Origin of the sequence: Streptomyces sp. NPDC001816 (genome assembly GCF_042892235.1) — a bacterium.
Taxonomy (GTDB): Bacteria; Actinomycetota; Actinomycetes; order Streptomycetales; family Streptomycetaceae; genus Streptomyces.
The window spans coordinates 555,833-573,479 of the sequence record NZ_JBIATY010000006.1 but is presented as its reverse complement, the minus strand read 5'-3'; the positions used below and the strand labels follow the sequence as shown (position 1 = coordinate 573,479).

Genomic DNA, 17,647 nt, shown 5'->3' with positions numbered 1-17,647 from the left:
CCGTGCCCGCCGGAGTTAGGGTTGTCGCACGAGGCAGATGGCGCCGAAGCGGAATGGCGCCGAATCCTTCGCAGCACGGGTGCCACGCACGCCCGGGCCTCGCCGCGCCCCCGAAACGAAGGTGCCATGCCCGCTGAGAACACCCCTGTCGCCGGCAACCTCGATGACGACGACTATCCCGCCTTCACCATGGGGCGGGCCGCCGATGTTCTCGGCACCACCCCCGCCTTCCTCCGGGCCGTCGGCGAAGCCGGGCTGATCACCCCGCTGCGTTCGGAAGGCGGCCACCGCCGGTACTCCCGCCGCCAGTTGCGCATCGCCGCCCGCGCCCGGGAACTGGTCGACCAGGGCACCCCCGTCGAGGCCGCGTGCCGCATCATCACCCTGGAGGACCAGCTCGACGACGCCCTCCGGCTGAACCGGGAAATGCGCCGGAAGCTGAACGAGCCCGGTGCGGATACCTAGTCTCGCCGATATAGAAATGCACACTCCAGCGGGATGACAATTACCGGACGAGTCCGAAAACACATAGCCGCTGCCACTCGCCCTGTGTTAACGTGATAGCTGTTGCGGTTTTGGTTGCCAGAGATTTTTTCTTTGCAGAGCTTTCCGGGATCTTTCCGGAGGGGTGATCATCGCGGCGACTCGGCTCCGTAAAGTGCGGAGTCCGGCACTGCCCCTCAAGGGAGATTCAATATGGCATCTGGCACCGTGAAGTGGTTCAACGCGGAAAAGGGCTTCGGCTTCATCGAGCAGGAGGGTGGCGGCGCTGACGTGTTCGCCCACTACTCGAACATCATCAGCAACGGTGGCTTCCGCGAGCTTCAGGAAGGCCAGAAGGTTAGCTTCGACGTCACGCAGGGCCAGAAGGGCCCGCAGGCCGAGAACATCGTTCCCGCCTGACGCTGACGCGAACCGTCGCGAGCCACTGGTTCGCGCATCATGTGGCTGGGGCCCGCGCTCTCGGGGTGCGGGCCCCAGCCCATTTTTTTTCTGCTCCCGCAAGGCCGTGAGGAACGTAAGGAACGTCAACCCAAGGTCTTCGGATTTCACTCGGCTCAGTCCTGTGATTCCCCCTCAAGGAATTCCTCGATACGTGCCGCATCGAGGAAGGCCCCATCGTGGACCGCACCCGTTCCACTCGTTCCGCTCGTTCCGCTCGTTCCAGCGGCTCCAGTAGTTCCAGCCGCTTCCGGGCGCAGGAACCGCACCGTCGAAATTCCGGTCCGGGCCCCCGGCCCAAGAGCGGTCAACGAGCACGCCCCACCGCACGCCGACAGGAGTTCGCCCTGCCGGTCACCCTCACCGAGCCGCTGCCCCCGGTCGAGACGTTCGCCGAACTGGACATGCCCGCACGGCTGCTGGCCGCGCTCCGCGCCGAGGGCGTGACCGTTCCCTTCCCGATCCAGGCGGCCACCCTGCCGAACGCGCTGGCGGGCCGGGACGTCCTGGGCCGGGGTCGGACAGGCTCGGGCAAGACGCTCGCCTTCGGCCTGCCGGTACTGGCCCGCCTCGACGGGCAGCGGGCCCAGCCCAAACAGCCGCTCGCCCTCGTCCTCGTCCCCACCCGGGAACTCGCCCAGCAGGTCACCGACGCGCTCACCCCGTACGCCCGCGCCCTGCGCCTGCGGCTCGCCACCGTGGTGGGCGGCATGTCGATCGGCCGGCAGGCGAGTGCGCTGCGCGGCGGCGCCGAGGTCGTCGTCGCCACGCCCGGCCGTCTCAAGGACCTCATCGAGCGAGGAACCTGCCGGCTGGACCAGGTCGCCGTCACCGTCCTGGACGAGGCCGACCAGATGGCCGACATGGGCTTCATGCCGCAGGTGACCGCGCTGCTCGGCCAAGTCCCCGCCCGCGGCCAGCGGTTGCTGTTCTCGGCCACCCTGGACCGCAACATCGACCTCCTGGTGCGCCGCTACCTCCACGACCCCGTCGTGCACTCGGTCGACCCGTCCGCGGGAGCCGTCACCACCATGGAGCACCATCTGCTGCACGTGCGCGACGCCGACAAGGACGCCGCCGCGACCGAGATCGCCGCCCGCGACGGACGCGTGATCATGTTCCTGGACACCAAGCACGCGGTGGACCGGCTCGCCATGCACCTGCTGTCCGTCGGGGTGCGCGCCTCGGCCCTGCACGGCGGCAAGTCCCAGCAGCAGCGCAACCGGACACTCGCCCAGTTCAAGGACGGCCACGTCACGGCCCTGGTGGCCACCAACGTCGCCGCCCGCGGCATCCACGTCGCGGGCCTCGACCTCGTCGTGAACGTCGACCCTCCCGGCGACCACAAGGACTACCTGCACCGCGGCGGCCGTACGGCACGCGCCGGCGAGTCCGGCACCGTCGTCACCCTCGTCCTGCCGCACCAGCGGCGCGCCGTGGACCGTCTGATGGTCGAAGCCGGCATCACTCCGGGCACCGCCCGGGTCCGTCCCGGCGAGGCCGAACTGCAGCGCATCACCGGCGCCCGGACCCCCTCCGGCATGCCCGTCACCCTCACCGCCCCGGTCGACGGACGAAGCGAGGGCAGACGCGAGGGCAAGGGATCCGCCGGCCGGAATCGCAGGGGCCGGGCCGCCGGCCACGGCGGGAGCGACCGGGCCGCCGCCCACGCCCGTCGCTCCGCCCCGAGGAACACCCCGTAGCCCCCGTACGGGGGATGCACTCCCAGCAGTCAGGCAGATCCGTCGCCCGTCCCGCCCGCCCCGACGAAGAGGAGAAGCCCTTGACGCAGTATCCGTCCCGAACACAGCAGGCCGGCAGCGCCGACGGCATCGGTCTGACCGCCCGCGACGCCATGCATGCTCCCGGGCCCCAGGTCGACGACCACATGACGGTCGACGTGGCCCTGTCCGTGCTCATCGGTGCCCGCGTCCCGCACCTGCTCCTCCGGGACGAGGACGGGCGGTGCGCGGGACTGGTCACCCGGGCCCAGCTCGCCGCGCACCGCGGCGGCTCGTGGTACAGCGACCGGACCCGGCTGCTGGACATCCCGCTCGACCGCGGACCGTTCACCTCGTCCGTCGCCGCACTCGGCGAGGCGGAGGCCGCCATGCGGGACCGGACCCTGGACGTGTCCCCCGTCGTCGACGAACACGGCTACGCCTTGGGCATCCTCGCCCTCACGTCCTGAGCCATCACCCCCTGACCGCCCTGTGGAGGCATCCATGCGCTGTGTCATCGCCCGATTCCCTTTCGACCTGACCAAGTTCGAGGTCGAGCAGTCGATGAGTGGCATCACGCCCGAACCCGCCACGGGCGTGTGTGTGACCATCGACCGCCGCGTCTACCCCGTGATGCAGGTCGGGGAAGTGATCACCAGGCAGAACCGCCGCGACTTCACCTCGGTCGAGATGCACCGGGCACTGACCCGCCTCGGCTTCGCCTGCCACGACGCGCGCCCGGTCACGCCGGACTGGGACGCGCAAGCCGACGAGCGTGCGCTCGATTGGTGACGTCTTCCAGCGCGACGGCAGGTGAGACGTGGTGCGCCGCGCCAAGCGCCGTCGCTTCCCAAGCTGAGAGGAACGCAATCAACTCCAGGGCGTGCTGTGGAGCGGACGCCACGGACCGTGGCCCGGCGCCACGGTCGGTACCGGCGGTGCAGTGCTCAGCTGGTCAGAGGGCGGGTTCACCGTGCCCGGGGCCTGCGCGGGTCCGGTGGCCCACAGCTGGTCGACACGCGAGCGCTCGGTGGCGTTCGGGTAGCGGTTGGTGCAGGACGGGCCGGCGGTGCCACCCGACATCAGCTCACTGCACGGCCCGCCGTAGTCGTCCGGCAGGCCCAGCACGTGCCCGGTCTCGTGGGTGACGACGCGGACCGAGTCGTACTGCCGGCTCTGGGTGTAGTCGATGAAGACGTAGCCACTTCCGTGGCCGTCGGTGGAGGTGTAGGACCCGCGCGGGTCGTTGCCCTCAATGTAGGAGAAGTCGGCACCGCTCGACGCCTCTTGGAGCTTGACGTTGGACTCGGAGCTGTTCCAGATCGAGGCCGCGCTCGATATCTGCGAACGGAAGCTCGGTGCCCTGGAGGCGTTGTAGTAGACGGTCACCGCCTGAGCGTTGGGCTGGGCGGCGCGCTTCTGGGCGACGGACTTGAGCACGGCCCCGAAGAACGCCTTGTTGTTCGCGGCCTCCTCGACCGACCCGTCGTACCGCGCCACGGAGGTACCGGCGGAAGCAGACGGGGTGGCGGCCGTCTGGGCGCTCGCCGGCACCGCCGCGCCCAGCGCGCCGGAGGCCAGACCCAGGCCGAGAGCGAGAGCGAGAGCGAGGAGTCTCGGGGACGTTCGGGACGACTTCATGTGGGGGCTCCTACTCACTCGGTGACGCCGAGCGCCCGGTGCACGGTCGACTCTGCGTGAACACCGGTTCCGAACTGCGGCGACGTCCTGTGGGGCGTCATTCTTAGAACGGCTCGGCAGGGAGCGCAAAGGGTCCCGCCACTAGGTCGCCTCGTAGCTTCCAGGACCTCGCCAGGGCAGTGCGCGGGTCTCCGGTCCGCATAGTGCGGCGGGAGGGAAAGCTGTCGCGGCGTCAGAAGCCTTGCATCACGTGACAGCGGGCGTGCGGGCCGGCCGGGCGGGATTCCAGGACGCGCGTCGGGATCCACATCCGGGCCAAGAAGGACAAATCCCCACATGTCTGCCCGTCGCATCTACTAAGTGCGCCGGTTGGTTGGCGGAACGCTGTGACCGACGTCATAGCGGTCACGTCCAGAACGAGTGCGCCGTGCGTGGGGATCTTCCGCGGCTTGCACGCGCGGGCGCCCGCGCCGTCCGCACACGGGCCGACCGGCTCGGCAAGGTCATCCGTCTTGGGCAAGTGCTAGTATCCGCCCGCTTGTTCGGGGGGATGGGGCCCTCCGTCGGGGGAGGGGAAGCAAGTGACTCGTCGTACCTTCATGCGTGGCTCCCTTGTCACGCTCATCGGGTTGGCGCTCTCTGCGTCCGCCGTGCCGCCGGCGGCGCCCGCGCACGCGGACACCGCAACGGAGACCATCGTTCCGGCCACCATGCGCACGGTTCCGCGCAAGGCGTATCTGCAGAGCGCGGGGGCTTCCGGCTTCCTCGAATACCGCTCCGCCGCCGAGGGTTCCGGCCTCTGGTGGACCGGCTACGACGGCAGCCGAAAGCCGGTGGAAGGCGGCGAGGGACTCGAGCCGCGCACTGCGGGTGCGTACGGCACCGGTTCGGACGTCGTCGCCCTTCGCCCGTCCCAGAGCAGCGGTGGGCAGGTCCTGCTCCGGGACATGGGAACGGGTACGACGGAGACCGTGGTCATCCCGGCGGGCCAGAGCTATCTGCAGACGTACGGACGTACTGTCCTGACCAGCACGTCCACAGGTGGAGAACGAACTCGGCTGTTCCTGCTGCACAACGAGAACGGCAGCACGGTGCAGAAGCCCGTGACCGGACTCCCGGACGGGACGGTCTTCCCCGTCTACCCCAGGGGCTCCGCCTCCGGCATCCTCGTCAACTACTACGGCCCGGACCGGGTCACCCAGTACGCCTGGGTGGATGCGGAGACCGGTGCCGCCACGAGCCTGCCTCCACTGGTGGCGAACCAGGACACCGTGGTGGGGTCCGACTACCTGGTCAGCTGGTACGGCACGTCCCGGGTGCGGGTGTACGCCCAGGGTGCCTACGACGCGCCCACTCACGAGGTCGCGTTCCCCCACACCTCCGACAACAGGATCCTCGGCGTCGTCGGTGACGCGCTCGTCGTCGCGCGGCGCAGCGGCTCCTCCGTCTGGAGTGTGTCAGCGCTGCCCTTCGACGGCTCCGCGGAACTGCCCCTGTTCAAGCGGGCGGATCCCGCTGCCGTCATCGCCCCCGACGGAGGCCTGGTCCTCGCCGGCGGGGAGTCCGCTCTGGACTACGGCATCGCCAAGGTCCAGGCGGGGGCCGACGGTCTGCCCGAGGTCCGCCGGATCGTGGGCCTTCCGGCCGTGCCCATGGGGATCGAGTCGCTCGATCTGAGCGGCGGTGAGCTGATGACCTACGAGTCCGGCGACGGGGCGACGCACCTGTACAGCCGCTCGCTGACCACGGCGGGGACTCTGACGGCGGGCACGCGCACGGACCGGGGAGCGACCCAGCGGTGCGGGGTCATGGCCGGGGACTTCGGGGACTGTCCCGACCTGATGGGTACGGGTGACGGCCGGGCGGTCATCCGGAACACGGCTGGGGAGGTCTCCGTCCTGGACCGGGGTCAGCTCCTTCCCGCCACCGTGCTGACCTCCGGTCTCGAGGAGGACGGCGGCCTCGTGGACGTCGCGGGCCGGTACGCGGCCTGGCGCGGGCCCAGGCTCGCGGGAGACGGCCTGGTGGTGGCGGATCTGGACACACGGAAGGTCGTGCTCACCCGTACGGGCGCGGCCGGTGCGGTCCCTTCCGCCCTGTGGGGGGAAACGCTGTGGGCGGCGGCCGCGGACGGCACTGTCACGGCCACGGAGGTGCGTTCGGGCAACACGATCACGTCGTTCCGGGTGGTCGCCGGCGGCAGTGGCTGCGGTCTGGGCAGCGTCCGTGCGGTGGGACGCTGGGTCTACTGGTCCGGCTCGTGCGATTCTCCCCAGGGCAGCGTGCAGAAGACCTTCGTGTACGACACCCGCAGGAAGACGCTCATCGCCGTGCCCGCCGGCCGGGAGACGCACCTGGGCGACGGCTTCCTGGTCACGCGTGACTACACATCCGGAGCGCTGACCCTCACGGACGTCACGAGCGGCTCCGCGGTGAGCCGGACCCTGGCGGCCAAGGCCGGAAAGTGGGACGTCGATCCGTACACCGGCCTGGTCGGCTACGTGGACCCGGCCTCCCAGGACATCCACGTCCTGCGCAGTGGCGTCCCCGCCACGGACATCGCGGTCCTGGGAGCGAGGACGGAACCCTCGGTCGGCCTGGTGGACCCGTCGTCCTCGTGGGACGGCACGTGGTGGCTGTCGAAGCCGGCCGCCTCGTGGACGCTGGTGCTCAGGAACAAGGCGACCGGGGCCACCGTGCGCACACTGTCCGGTGGCGCCGCGCACGACGCGGTCCATGCGTCCTGGAACGGCAGGACGTCGACGGGCGCGTATGTGCCGAACGGCACGTACGGCTGGACGCTGACGGTGGCCCCGGGCGACGGGCATGGTGCGTCGGCGACGTCGTCCGGCACGCTGAAGCTGACCGGTGGTGCCGCGGTGAGACGCGACCATGTCGGATCCGACGGCGTCGGTGACCTGCTCACGCTCACCTCCAAGGGTGCGCTCTCCTTCCATCGGGGCGACGGCGCCGGGAAGTTCTCGACGAAGACGTCGGCTTCGGGATGGCCGGCCTCGATCACGGTGGTGCCGTTCGGAGACCTGAACGGTGACCGCTGCAATGACGTGCTCGTACGGTTCAGCAGCGGTGCGCTGCGGGCGTACCGCCCGGGGTGCGGCAAAGCCCTGACGACAACGACGCCGTACACCACGCTGGGAACGTCGGGCTGGAACCAGTACAACGTGCTGACCTCACCGGGCGACATCACCGGTGACGGCCGGGCGGACCTGATCGCCCGCCAGGCGTCCACCGGTGACATCTACCTGTACAAGGCCACAAGCAGCGGAAAGCCCTCGGCACGGGTGAAGATCTTCTCCAAGTGGTCCGGTTACAAGAAGATCGTCGGCGTCGGCGACCTCAACGGTGACGGGTACGGAGACCTGCTGGCGCAGGACACGTCGAACAGGCTGTGGCGGTACGTGGGCACGGCGACCGGCGGCTTCAGGGCGCGGGTCAAGGTGGCCGACAACTGGGGTGCCTCCTACAACGTCGTGGTGGGCGCCGGTGACATCACCGGGGACGGGAGGGCGGACATCGTCTCCCGCGACACCTCCGGCAAGTTGTGGCGCAACAACGGCGACGGCAAGGGCTCCTTCGGTCCTCGCACCGGGATCGCCGCCGAGTGGCAGGGCTACAAGGCCCTGTACTGACCGCCCGTCACACGTCGTGTCAGAGTGCCTTATTGCACGTCCACGAAGTCGCCGGTCGCCTTGACGGCCGGGGTGGTGGAGGTGCCTGCGAAGTTCCAGCGCCAGTAGCCGTCTTCGGACGCGGGCACCGTGGTCGTCAGGTTGCCGGTGCTGGAGGTGTACACGGTCTTGATGGTGGTGTAGATCGTGGTACCGGCCTTGCGGAACTGGAGCTTGACCGGCTGGTTGGTGTAGCCGAAGTAGTCGAGATTGTTCCAGTCGGCCCGGGTGAGCTTGCCGGTGACGGTGAGGGTCTTGCCGTTGGCTATCGGTTCCGGGCCCGCGTTCACGGTGAGTTTGGAGAGCCGCTGCAGACGGGTCGTGGTGTAGTTCGCCGTGTGGGTCCAGCTGTCGTCATTGGCCACCCCCTGCACACTGACCTTCCAGGTGCCGGCGTGGGCGTTGGTGAGCGCGGTGCCGCTGTACCTCCAGTCCGGTTCGAGGGAGAACGTCTGCGAGCAGGTGGAGGTAGTGGGACTCTCGGCGACGCAGTCCGCGTGGGAGTGGTACTGGTTCGACACGATGCGGTCGTCGTAGGTCTCGTAGGGGTTCGCACCATCCGGTCCACGCCACAGGACGAAGTCCGCGTCCTGGATGCCCGACGGGTGGGTGAAGGTCCCTGAAACCGTGATCGTCTCGGCGTAGAGACCGACCACGATGTTCTTGTGACCGTCGAAGGAGACGTTGCTGATCTGGACGTCGGTCTGGGTCTCGGTCCCGTAGGCACTGGGGATGGCGAAGCCGGCCAGCGCGGCCGCGGCGACGGCACTGAGCAGAGCAAAGACGGCGCGCTTGCGCATGTATCTCCTTCAGAGAGGGAAGAGTGGGAACCCGCCGAGCGGGAGCGGCCAGCCAGCCGAAGCCGGTCAGGCACTGGTGACGGACTTGATCGTGTACGAGAAGCTCTCCTGGGGTACCCGGCCGTCCGACGTGAGCGTCCCCGTGGTGCCGAAGGTGCCGGAACGGCTGATCCTTTGGGCACAGTCGTCACACAGACTGCTCGCAGTATCCAGCGCATCTGCATGCTCAAACGTCACGACGTCACCCGCTCCATGTCTCCTGGATGAGGCGCTGTCGCCGATCGTTCGGGGTCTGAAGCAGATGTCATGACCGTAGATCGGTGGATCCGGAACGACGGGTGACGCCGCTCAACACTCACACCTTCTCGGCCAGCACGCGAGGATTCCCGGCGGTGAGCAGGCCGATGTCCTCGACGTCGGAGGTCAGGATGGTCACCCGGCCGGGGTGCTGGAGCGCGGTCGCGCACAGCATGGCGTCGATGGCGTACTTGTGACCGTGCAGCCCCGCTGCTCGCAGCAGGGCTGCGGCTGACTGCGCCACGCCCTGTGTGACCGGCTCGACCCGGAGGCGGGAAAGGGTGCGCTTCAAGGCGGCGTCGTTGATCTTCGGGTGGATGACTTCGACGAGGACGGCTGCGGAGGTGATGACCGGCAGATCAGCGTCGCGGGCGGCCGTCAGCCACTCGTGGAGCTCGCGGTCGCGCTGCACCGCCTTCGCCAGGCCCTCGCTGTCCAGGACCAGGACACCGCTCACGCTGCCGCCCCGGCGTCCGACGTACCGCCGGTGAGCCTGGCGCGCTTGGCCGCCACGGCCTCCGGGTCGGCCGGGCCGTGCACTGTGTCGAAGTCGGCGATCAGCTCGTCCAGGTTGTCCCGCTCGATCTGCCGCTGCGCCGCCTTCTCCAGGTAGGCCGAGACGCCCCGCTTGCCGACCCGCTCACGGATCGCCTGGAGCGTGCCTGCGGTCAGGGTGACGGAGATGCCGCTGGTGGGGCCGTCACCGGGGAGGAAGTCCACGTCGTCATCAGCCATACCCCCAGTGTGCCATTGAAAATGCTATTGCGAGTGGGGCGGCCGGGGCGGGTTCGCCCCGGCCGCGCCATCACCCTGCTCAGTAGCGGGGCTTACGGCTCAGGGCGATGCCGCCGAGCAGGAAGGCGACGCCGAGCACCCCGGCGACGATGGCCGAGGTGGTGTCGGCCGGCTTGTGGCTGGCGTCCATGACGGCGGTGAGGAGACCGGCCACCGCGCTGATGTAGCAGAAGATCGTGATGAAGATCTTCACGTTGGGGTTCACTTGGGTGCCTTTCGTTCGGTGGTGCGAGGGGTTTTCTCGGGGGTGTTCTCAGGGGTTTTCCTGTGGACCACGACATGCGGGAGCGGTCGCGGCGACTGTGAGGCCGAGCAGCATCACCCAGGCATCGGGGTCCGCCCGGAAGCGGTTCCAGCGGTCCGAGGCGAGGGCGAGTTCGGCCAGGGAGAGGACGCCCTGGGCCACCAGGGGCTCCAGGCGCTGCGGACCCAGTTGCGGGGCGAAGGCGTCCGTGGGGTGATCGTCGTTGGTGGTGGCGAACGGTCGCAGGACGACGTCCTCGAAGCCCGCCGCCCTCAGCAGCCGGGGCAGGCGGCGGCCGATCGTGCGGTCCCCGCCCGCGGCGCGTTGCGCGGCGGCCATCTTGGCGTGCACACCGCCCAGTTCCGGGTAGGCCGGGTCGGCAGCGCCCCAGCAGGAGGAGTCGACCTCCGTGCAGGCGATCCGGCCGCCCGGCCGCAGCACCCGGCGTACCTCGGCCAGTACGGCGGCCGGGTCGGGAACGTGCTGGAGCACATAGCGCAGCAGAACGAAGTCGACGCTGCCGTCCTCCAGTGGCATGGCCCCCGCATCGGTGACCAGCAGGGTGACGCCGGGACCGGCGGCATGGGCCAGCAGTTCGGCGTCGATGTCGGCGGCGACGAGCGTGGTACCGGCCGGCAGCGCGGGGCGGAGCCGGCGGGTCACCGCACCCGATCCCGCGCCGACTTCGAGAACGGTGGGGCGGGGGCTGCCGGCGGTGGAGCAGATGCCGAGCTCGCGGAGGATGCGCAGTTCCTCCGCGAAGGAGAGTTCGGCCTGGGACTCCAGGCGGGCCAGCTCCGCCGACAGGCCGCCGCCGGTGGTGCGGGCCGGGTCGTACGAGCCGCCCAGCGGGCGGACCGTTCCGGGGACGGACACGCTCATCGGGGCCTCGCGATCATGGTCATGCCGTGCTTCGGGCGCAGAGTGACCAGGGCCTCGGGCTCCACCTCGAACCCCTCGACGGTCTCCAGCCGCACGGACTGGGCGAGAGTGGCGAGCACCAGCACCGCCTCGAGCATGGCGAAGTGCTGACCGACGCAGATCCGGTCACCACCGCCGAACGGCAGGTAGAGGTGGCTGGGCAGCGAGGCACCGTCGAAGCGGTCCGGGCGATACGCGTCGGGGGCGTCCCAGTACGCGGGGTGCCGGTGCAGCACCCACTGGCTGACGCAGACGAGCGTGCCGGGCTCGACGTGGTGTCCGCCGATGACGTCGGCGCCCACCGCCCGCCGGGAGATCAGCCACACGGGCGGGTAGAGCCGCATCGCCTCCTTGATGGCCCGTTGGCACACCGGCAGGTCGGCGAGGTCCCCGGCGGTGGGAGGACGGCCGCCGAGCACCCGGTCGACCTCCTCGCGGACCTTGGCCGCCTCGTGCGGGTTCCGGTCCAGCAGATGGAGCGTCCAGGTCAGGGACTTGGCGGTGGTCTCATGCCCGGCCATGACGATGGTCAGCACCTGATCGCGCAGATCCTCGTCGGAGACCAGATGGTCGGCGGACATCATGGTGTCCAGCAGGTTGCCGGCACGGCCGGAACCGGGACCCGAGCCGGGCGCGGACGGTCCCGCCGCACGCCGTGAGGCGATCAGCGTGCGGGTCACCATGTCCAGGAAGGCCCGCGCGTGGCTGAAGCCCGCGAACCGGCGTGCGGTGTCCGCCGGGTCGGGGTCCGGGTCGGGCACGTAGTGGCCGATGCACCGGTTGACCGCGTCCACCGCACGCCCGAAGCCCTCACCGATGCCGTCGAGGTCGGCGCCGAGGATGGCTCGGGTGAGGATGCCCAGAGTGAGCGCGGTGAGGTGATCGTCCACCGCGAGCGGGGTGCCGGTCTCGATCGCCGGGCGCCAGCGCTCCAGCATGCCCGAGGTGGCTTCGGTGACGATGCCGTCGAAGGTCCTGACCGAGCTGGGCCGGAAGGCCGGGGCGGTCAGCTGGCGCTGGCGGGCCCAGTCGTCGCCGTTGCTGGTCAGCAGCCCGTTCCCGAGCAGCGGACGCAGCATCGCGTCGTCCGGGGTGCCTTCCTTGGTGTAGTTGGCGCCGTTGTCCTTGAGTACATGGCGGGCGTATTCAGGGGTGTTGAGCAGGTAGACGGTCTCGCCGTCGGCCCGGTGACGGGTGATGTCGCCGTAGGTGCGGGCCAGTTCGGTGATGAAGGCGAGCGGCGACTCCCGCATCACCGCCATGTCGATGTCCCCCGGCGGGCCCGGTGGAAGGGCCTCGCCCCGGGGGCCTGACCGCGGGACGCGCGGCGTCGTCGTGTGCGTAGGCACGGTGCGGACCACCTCCGTGATTCCTCTCATGTCATGTGCGCCGTACGTATTCCGCGGACCATACGTACTCGGAATTCCCGAATACGTACGCCTCCATCGGCGATACGCATTCGGATACGTATTCCGATGCGTAATCCAATACGTATTCACGGCTTCATCCGACTCGGAATCTACCGCACCCGCCGAACGTGCTCAATACTTACCCGTGGGGCCGGAACTGACGTCTTGGCAGCCTTCCAGACGGCGTGCAATTCTTCATTCGCCGGCAGCGACAAGAAGGCGCCGCCGGCAAACCGGAACCGAGAAAAGGAAAAGTCTTATGGCTTTGGACCAGCGGAAGCGGGCCGAGTTCGTCAACGGCTACACCCGCGCTCTGATCAGCGCCTGGTCGAGCGAGGAGTACGCGGCCCGGCTCCAGTCGGACGCGCGTGCCGCGCTCGCCGAGGCCGGCCTGGAGCTCCCGGCCGACGCGGAGATCGTCATCGTCTCCACCGCCGCCCAGGGCGAGCAGGAGGGCAACCTCGAGGTGCAGGTGGAGCTGTACGAGATCGGTCTGGCGACCGGCCGTTACGAGTTCCACATCCCTCAGACGCCGCAGATCGACACCGCCGAGCTGAGCGAGGGCGACCTGTCGGACATCGCGGCCGGCGGCAACTCCTGCTGCTGCCCGTGCTGCTGCTGCACCTGATCCACCCGATCAATCTGATATCCACCCAGGAGCGATCCAAGTGGCAACTGCCGTCGGGGAGAACCCCGTCTCGGTCCGTGGTCTTCGCAAGAGCTATGGCGACTGGCACGCGGTGCGGGGACTGGATTTGGACATCCATCCGGGAGAAGTCTTCGCGCTTCTCGGGCCCAATGGCGCGGGAAAGTCGACGACCATCGAGATCCTGGAAGGCGTCCGCCAGCGAACCGGCGGTGACGTGCGGGTCCTCGGCTGTGACCCAGCCGAGGACCGGCGCGGGTGGCGCGCACGCATCGGCGTGGTGCCCCAGAACTCCGGCGCCTACGCGGACCTGACCGTACGCGAGGTCGTCGAGCATTTCGCGGCGTTCTATCCGGCGCCGCTCCCGGTCGGCCAGGTCATCGACATGGTCGGCCTGGGCAAGCACGAGAAGAAGCAGAGCACGGACCTGTCCGGAGGACAGGCCCGGCGCCTCGACGTCGCGGTGGGCATCGTCGGCGACCCGGACCTGCTCTTCCTCGACGAGCCCACCACCGGTCTTGACCCGGTGGCCCGCCGGGAGGCCTGGGACCTGGTCCGCTACTTCTCCGAGCGCGGTACCACCACCGTGCTCACCACCCACTACCTCGACGAGGCCGAGGCGCTCGCACAGCGCGCCGCGGTGATCGTCGCCGGCAAGGTCGTCCGGTCCGGAACCCTGGCCGAGTTCGGCGCTCACGCGGACACTCCGACCACCGTCTCCTTCCGGATTCCGCCGGAACTCGCGGAACGCGCGCTGCCTGTTCTGCCGCCGGGGGCGCAGACGCTCGCGGACGCCAAGGACGGCGTGCTGCGCATCGCCACACACACTCCCACCGCGCTGCTGTCCGTACTGGCCCCCTGGGCGCACGAGGCAGGCGTCGCGGAACTCCCCGAGCTGCGCGTGCACCGCCCCACGCTCGAGGACATCTACCTCGATCTGATCAGGGAGAACGTCAGCGGCACCGACCGCGGCACCGGCGCCCTCGGTCTCGACGACGGCTCCGACGACCTTACCGGCGACCGCACCAGCGAGGCGGGCATCCGATGACCCTCACCGAACCCTCTACGGGCCGCACCGACCGGACCGTGCCGACAGCGGAGCGTGCGATGGCCGACTCCCCTCGAATGCCCGGCGTCTGGCGAGCCTCCGCGGCCCGTTCCAAGGTCGAGCTCAGGGCCTTCTTCCGCAACAAGCAGTCACTGGTCTTCACCCTGATGTTCCCGGTGATCCTGCTGGTCGTCTTCGGCTCGATCTTCTCCGGCAAGGTCGCGGGCACCCAGACCGATCTCAAGCAGGTCTTCATGGCGGGCATCGTCGCGGCCGGCGTGATGAGCACCGCCTTCTCCGGGCTCGCGATCAGCATCGCGATCGAACGGGACACCGGTACGGTGCGCCGGCTCGCCATGACGCCGATGCCGAAGTCCGCCTACTTCATCGGCAAACTGGTGCGCGTGATCGTCACCACCGCGCTGGAGACGGCACTGCTGCTGGGCATCGCGCTGACGCTGTTCGGCCTTCCGCTGCCGAGCACGGGCGAACGCTGGATGACCCTGGGCTGGGACCTCGCTCTCGGGACCATCGCGTGCGCCATGGCCGGTGCGGCGTATTCGGCGCTGATCCCCAACAGCCGTTCCGCGGCGGCGATCGTGACGCCGGTCTTCATGGTGCTGCAGTTCATCTCGGGCGTCTTCTTCCCCTTCGGCCAGCTGCCGCACTGGATGCAGACGGTTGCCGCGTTCTTCCCCGTCAAGTGGATGGCGCAGGGCTTCCGTTCGGTCTTCCTGCCGGACTCCTTCACCGTCGCGGAGCCGGCCCACAGCTGGGAGCTGGGACGCATCGCGCTGGTGCTCGCGCTGTGGGCGCTGGGCGGCCTGGTGACCACCGCCCTGACCTTCCGCTGGCGCGGGCCGCGGGTCCGCTGACGGACGCTCGACGATCCTCCGAAACCAAGGGCCACCGCCGACCAAGGGCCACGCGTCTACCGACCACCGGTCCGCCGACGATCCCAGGAGCAGGACCATGACCACGGCGCCGGTGCGCCTGCCGGAGCACCTCGACCACCCCTTCTCCCCCGCGGGGCGGATCAACCCCCATCCGGCGTACCGGTGGCTGCGGACGAACGATCCGGTGCACTACGACGCCGCCTCCCGGCTCTGGCTGGTCACCGGTCACGCCGACTGCCAGACGGTGCTCCGGGACCCGCGGTTCTCGGCGGCCAAGGGGCAGCGGGAGCGTGCCCGTGACGACGCGCTGCCGCCGTCGATGCTCACCACGGACCCGCCGGACCATCACCGGCTGCGGGCCCCAGGGGCGCTGCTCCTGGGGCCGTCCGCCGTCCGGTCCATCGCCGGTGATCTGGCCCGCGACGTCGACGAGCTGCTCGACCGGCTCGGCCGCCGCCCGGCGGCCGAACGCCCGGACGCGGTCGCCGACATCGGACGGCCGCTGGCCACCGCCGTCTTCGGGCGTCTCTTCGGGCTCGCGACAGCCGAGTACGCCCGCTTCGAGACCTTGGCCCGGGCCGCCTCGATCAATCTCGACCCGATGGTCCCGCCGGCCCGTGCCGCCCTCGGCCGGACCGCGGCTGCCGCGCTCACCCGCTATCTGGACGCGCACAGCGCCGCCTTGGCGCCGGACGGCTGCGCCGCGCCGCTCGCCGCGTTCGCGGCCGATGACCGGCTCACCAGGTCGGAGATGCTCGGCGTCCTCAACCTGGCGGTGGTGGGCGGCTGGCAGCCGCTCGCCGAGCTGGTCGGCAACGCGCTCTGCTCCCTCCTGCCCGACCGCGCCGCGGTGCGTCGGCTCGCCGCCGGGGACGACACGGACGCGGAAGCGGGCGACGCGGGCGGAGAAGCGGCCCGCCGCGCCGTGGACGAGCTGCTCCGTCTGGAGGCGCCCATCCCCTTCACCGCCCGGGTCACCACCGACACGGTGGAACTGGCCGGCGGCACCCTCCCGCCCGGCGCCCGCGTCCTTGCGGTGATCTCCGCCGCCAACCGCGACCCGGCCGTCTTCGCCGACCCCGACCAGCTGCGCATCGACCGGCACCCCAACCCACACCTCGCCTTCGGCGGGGGACCGCACTTCTGTCTGGCCGCCCAGCTGGTCCGGCAGGCGGGCGGCCTGCTGCTGCCGGCGCTGCTGCGACGGTTCCCCGAGATGCGGGGCCCGCACGGCATGCCCGACTGGGACCGGTGCCTGGTGCCGCGACGCCTGCGCGTCTTCCCCGTGGATCTGGGCGCCTCGGGCCCGGACTCCGAGGACCCCGGCACGGCTGAGGAGGACCACGGCTGATGCGGGCCGATGTCATCGTGGTGGGCGCCGGTGCCTCCGGCCTGGCCTGTGCCCGGCGCCTGAACCGGGAGGGGCTGACCGTGGTCGTCCACGAGGCCCGGGACCGGGTGGGCGGCCGGATCCACACCTTCCACCCCACCGACGGCGGACCTCCGCTGGAGCTCGGCGCCCAGGTGGTGCACGGCGCGCACAATCCGGTGCACGCGCTGGTCGGCGCCGACCGGATGATCACCATGTCGCGCCGCTTCACCGCCCGCGTCGTCGAGGACGGCGCCCATCAGGACATGGGCGTCCTGAGCCATGGCCGTCGTCCCCCCTGGCTGCTGGAAACCGGGCTGCACCGGGACCCGGGCCAGGAGGACCGGTCGGTCGGTGCCTGGCTACGCGCCCGCGGCAGCGCGCATCCGGAAGGCCGGGCGGCGCAGGAGTGGTTCCGGCAGAACTGGGCCGCCGAACCGGACGAGCTGAGCGCCCGGGGTGTGTCGCGCGCCCACCGGGGCGACACCGGCGTCGGCGAGGGCGAGTTCACCGTGCGGGGCGGATTCGACCGGCTTCCGCTGCTGCTCGCACAGGACCTGCGGATCAGCCTCGGCGATCCCGTACAGGAGATCCGCTGCCTCCCCGGACGGGTCGAGGCAACCACCGTACGGGGTACGACCAGCGCCTGTGCCGCCGTGATCACCGTGCCGCCCCCCGTGGTGGCGCAGGGCCGGCTGCGCCTCGCCGGGCCCGATCCCGCCGTACTCGACGCGAAGATCGCGGCCGCCGGCCGGATGCCGCTCGGCGACGGATACTGCGCGGTGGTGACCCTGACCCGCCGAGCGCCCGACACCGCCGTCACCTTCGACGTCGACGGCAGGGGCGGCTTCGTCCGCTGCTCCGCGGGCCGGCCGGAGGTGCTGTTCGTGGCGAAGGCCAAGGCGGCCGACGCCCTGCGCGCCACCGTGCGCAGCGCACCGGCGCTGTCGGCACTGCTGGAGACCGTCATGCCCTGGACCGCGGGTGCCCGGGTGGCCGACGTCACCGCCGCGGACTGGGGACGGGATCCGTGGACCGCCGGCGCGTTCACGGCCCCGCGCACCGGCTACGAGGACGCGGTACGGCAATGGGCCGCGCCGGTGGACGACACCCTCTTCTTCGCCGGCGAGGCGACCGTCACCGGCAGCCGGCTGCCCTGGGTGCAAGGAGCCCTGGCGAGCGGCGAGCGGGCGGCAGAGGAACTGCTCAAGGTATTGGCGAATCGATGA

The 17,647-nt window shown here is 70.3% G+C and carries 18 protein-coding genes; 11 read left to right on the top strand and 7 right to left on the bottom strand.

Annotated elements, in window-relative coordinates:
- Window positions 1-126: 126 nt before the first annotated feature.
- The 5 genes from ACFYZZ_RS24505 (at window position 127) to ACFYZZ_RS24485 (ending at window position 3,455) form a co-directional block, all read left to right on the top strand.
- Window positions 127-465, top strand: coding sequence for a MerR family transcriptional regulator (locus ACFYZZ_RS24505; RefSeq protein WP_389179620.1), 339 nt, complete (start codon window positions 127-129; stop codon window positions 463-465).
- A 231-nt stretch (window positions 466-696) separates the two neighbouring features.
- The gene (locus tag ACFYZZ_RS24500) at window positions 697-903 is read left to right on the top strand and encodes a cold-shock protein (RefSeq protein WP_020943091.1); all 207 of its coding nucleotides are present in this window, start codon (window positions 697-699) and stop codon (window positions 901-903) included.
- Window positions 904-1,121: 218 nt separating this feature from the next.
- Window positions 1,122-2,645, top strand: coding sequence for a DEAD/DEAH box helicase (locus ACFYZZ_RS24495; RefSeq protein WP_389179618.1), 1,524 nt, complete (start codon window positions 1,122-1,124; stop codon window positions 2,643-2,645).
- Between the two features lie 80 nt (window positions 2,646-2,725).
- A complete protein-coding gene (locus tag ACFYZZ_RS24490) occupies window positions 2,726-3,133 on the top strand; it encodes a CBS domain-containing protein (RefSeq protein WP_389179617.1) in 408 nt (135 codons plus the stop codon).
- A gap of 34 nt (window positions 3,134-3,167) precedes the next feature.
- The gene (locus ACFYZZ_RS24485; RefSeq protein WP_389179615.1) at window positions 3,168-3,455 is read left to right on the top strand and encodes an SCO5918 family protein; all 288 of its coding nucleotides are present in this window, start codon (window positions 3,168-3,170) and stop codon (window positions 3,453-3,455) included.
- A 78-nt stretch (window positions 3,456-3,533) separates the two neighbouring features.
- Here the strand turns inward: ACFYZZ_RS24485 and snpA are convergent, their stop codons facing one another.
- Entirely contained in the window at window positions 3,534-4,304 is a 771-nt protein-coding gene (gene snpA / locus ACFYZZ_RS24480) for a snapalysin (RefSeq protein WP_389179613.1), read from the bottom strand.
- A 599-nt stretch (window positions 4,305-4,903) separates the two neighbouring features.
- On the opposite strand from snpA, the gene ACFYZZ_RS24475 reads away from it, so the two are divergent.
- Window positions 4,904-7,954: an FG-GAP-like repeat-containing protein gene (locus ACFYZZ_RS24475; protein WP_389179611.1), complete on the top strand. Its 3,051-nt coding sequence runs from the start codon at window positions 4,904-4,906 to the stop codon at window positions 7,952-7,954.
- Between the two features lie 29 nt (window positions 7,955-7,983).
- Here the strand turns inward: ACFYZZ_RS24475 and ACFYZZ_RS24470 are convergent, their stop codons facing one another.
- From ACFYZZ_RS24470 to ACFYZZ_RS24445, 6 genes are all read right to left on the bottom strand, one after another.
- Entirely contained in the window at window positions 7,984-8,793 is an 810-nt protein-coding gene (locus tag ACFYZZ_RS24470) for a calcium-binding protein (RefSeq protein WP_389179609.1), read from the bottom strand.
- Window positions 8,794-9,148: 355 nt separating this feature from the next.
- Entirely contained in the window at window positions 9,149-9,547 is a 399-nt protein-coding gene (locus ACFYZZ_RS24465) for a PIN domain-containing protein (RefSeq protein WP_389179606.1), read from the bottom strand.
- Window positions 9,544-9,825 (bottom strand): hypothetical protein, encoded by a 282-nt coding sequence (locus tag ACFYZZ_RS24460; RefSeq protein WP_389179603.1) that lies wholly within the window; start codon window positions 9,823-9,825, stop codon window positions 9,544-9,546. Before ACFYZZ_RS24460 ends, ACFYZZ_RS24465 begins: the two co-directional genes overlap by 4 nt.
- 79 nt (window positions 9,826-9,904) lie before the next feature.
- A complete protein-coding gene (locus tag ACFYZZ_RS24455) occupies window positions 9,905-10,090 on the bottom strand; it encodes a hypothetical protein (protein WP_386572927.1) in 186 nt (61 codons plus the stop codon).
- Between the two features lie 48 nt (window positions 10,091-10,138).
- Entirely contained in the window at window positions 10,139-11,011 is an 873-nt protein-coding gene (locus ACFYZZ_RS24450; RefSeq protein ID WP_389179600.1) for a class I SAM-dependent methyltransferase, read from the bottom strand.
- The gene (locus tag ACFYZZ_RS24445; protein ID WP_389179598.1) at window positions 11,008-12,429 is read right to left on the bottom strand and encodes a cytochrome P450; all 1,422 of its coding nucleotides are present in this window, start codon (window positions 12,427-12,429) and stop codon (window positions 11,008-11,010) included. The genes ACFYZZ_RS24450 and ACFYZZ_RS24445 overlap by 4 nt, the downstream gene beginning before the upstream one ends.
- A gap of 289 nt (window positions 12,430-12,718) precedes the next feature.
- Here ACFYZZ_RS24445 and ACFYZZ_RS24440 point away from each other — a divergent pair, with 289 nt between their 5' ends.
- From ACFYZZ_RS24440 to ACFYZZ_RS24420, 5 genes are all read left to right on the top strand, one after another.
- The gene (locus ACFYZZ_RS24440) at window positions 12,719-13,087 is read left to right on the top strand and encodes a hypothetical protein (RefSeq protein WP_386572924.1); all 369 of its coding nucleotides are present in this window, start codon (window positions 12,719-12,721) and stop codon (window positions 13,085-13,087) included.
- 40 nt (window positions 13,088-13,127) lie between these two features.
- Window positions 13,128-14,153, top strand: coding sequence for an ABC transporter ATP-binding protein (locus ACFYZZ_RS24435; protein ID WP_389179595.1), 1,026 nt, complete (start codon window positions 13,128-13,130; stop codon window positions 14,151-14,153).
- Window positions 14,150-15,028: an ABC transporter permease gene (locus tag ACFYZZ_RS24430; protein WP_389179592.1), complete on the top strand. Its 879-nt coding sequence runs from the start codon at window positions 14,150-14,152 to the stop codon at window positions 15,026-15,028. The genes ACFYZZ_RS24435 and ACFYZZ_RS24430 overlap by 4 nt, the downstream gene beginning before the upstream one ends.
- A gap of 97 nt (window positions 15,029-15,125) precedes the next feature.
- Window positions 15,126-16,400 (top strand): cytochrome P450, encoded by a 1,275-nt coding sequence (locus ACFYZZ_RS24425; protein ID WP_389179589.1) that lies wholly within the window; start codon window positions 15,126-15,128, stop codon window positions 16,398-16,400.
- Window positions 16,400-17,647 (top strand): flavin monoamine oxidase family protein, encoded by a 1,248-nt coding sequence (locus ACFYZZ_RS24420; protein ID WP_389179586.1) that lies wholly within the window; start codon window positions 16,400-16,402, stop codon window positions 17,645-17,647. The genes ACFYZZ_RS24425 and ACFYZZ_RS24420 overlap by 1 nt, the downstream gene beginning before the upstream one ends.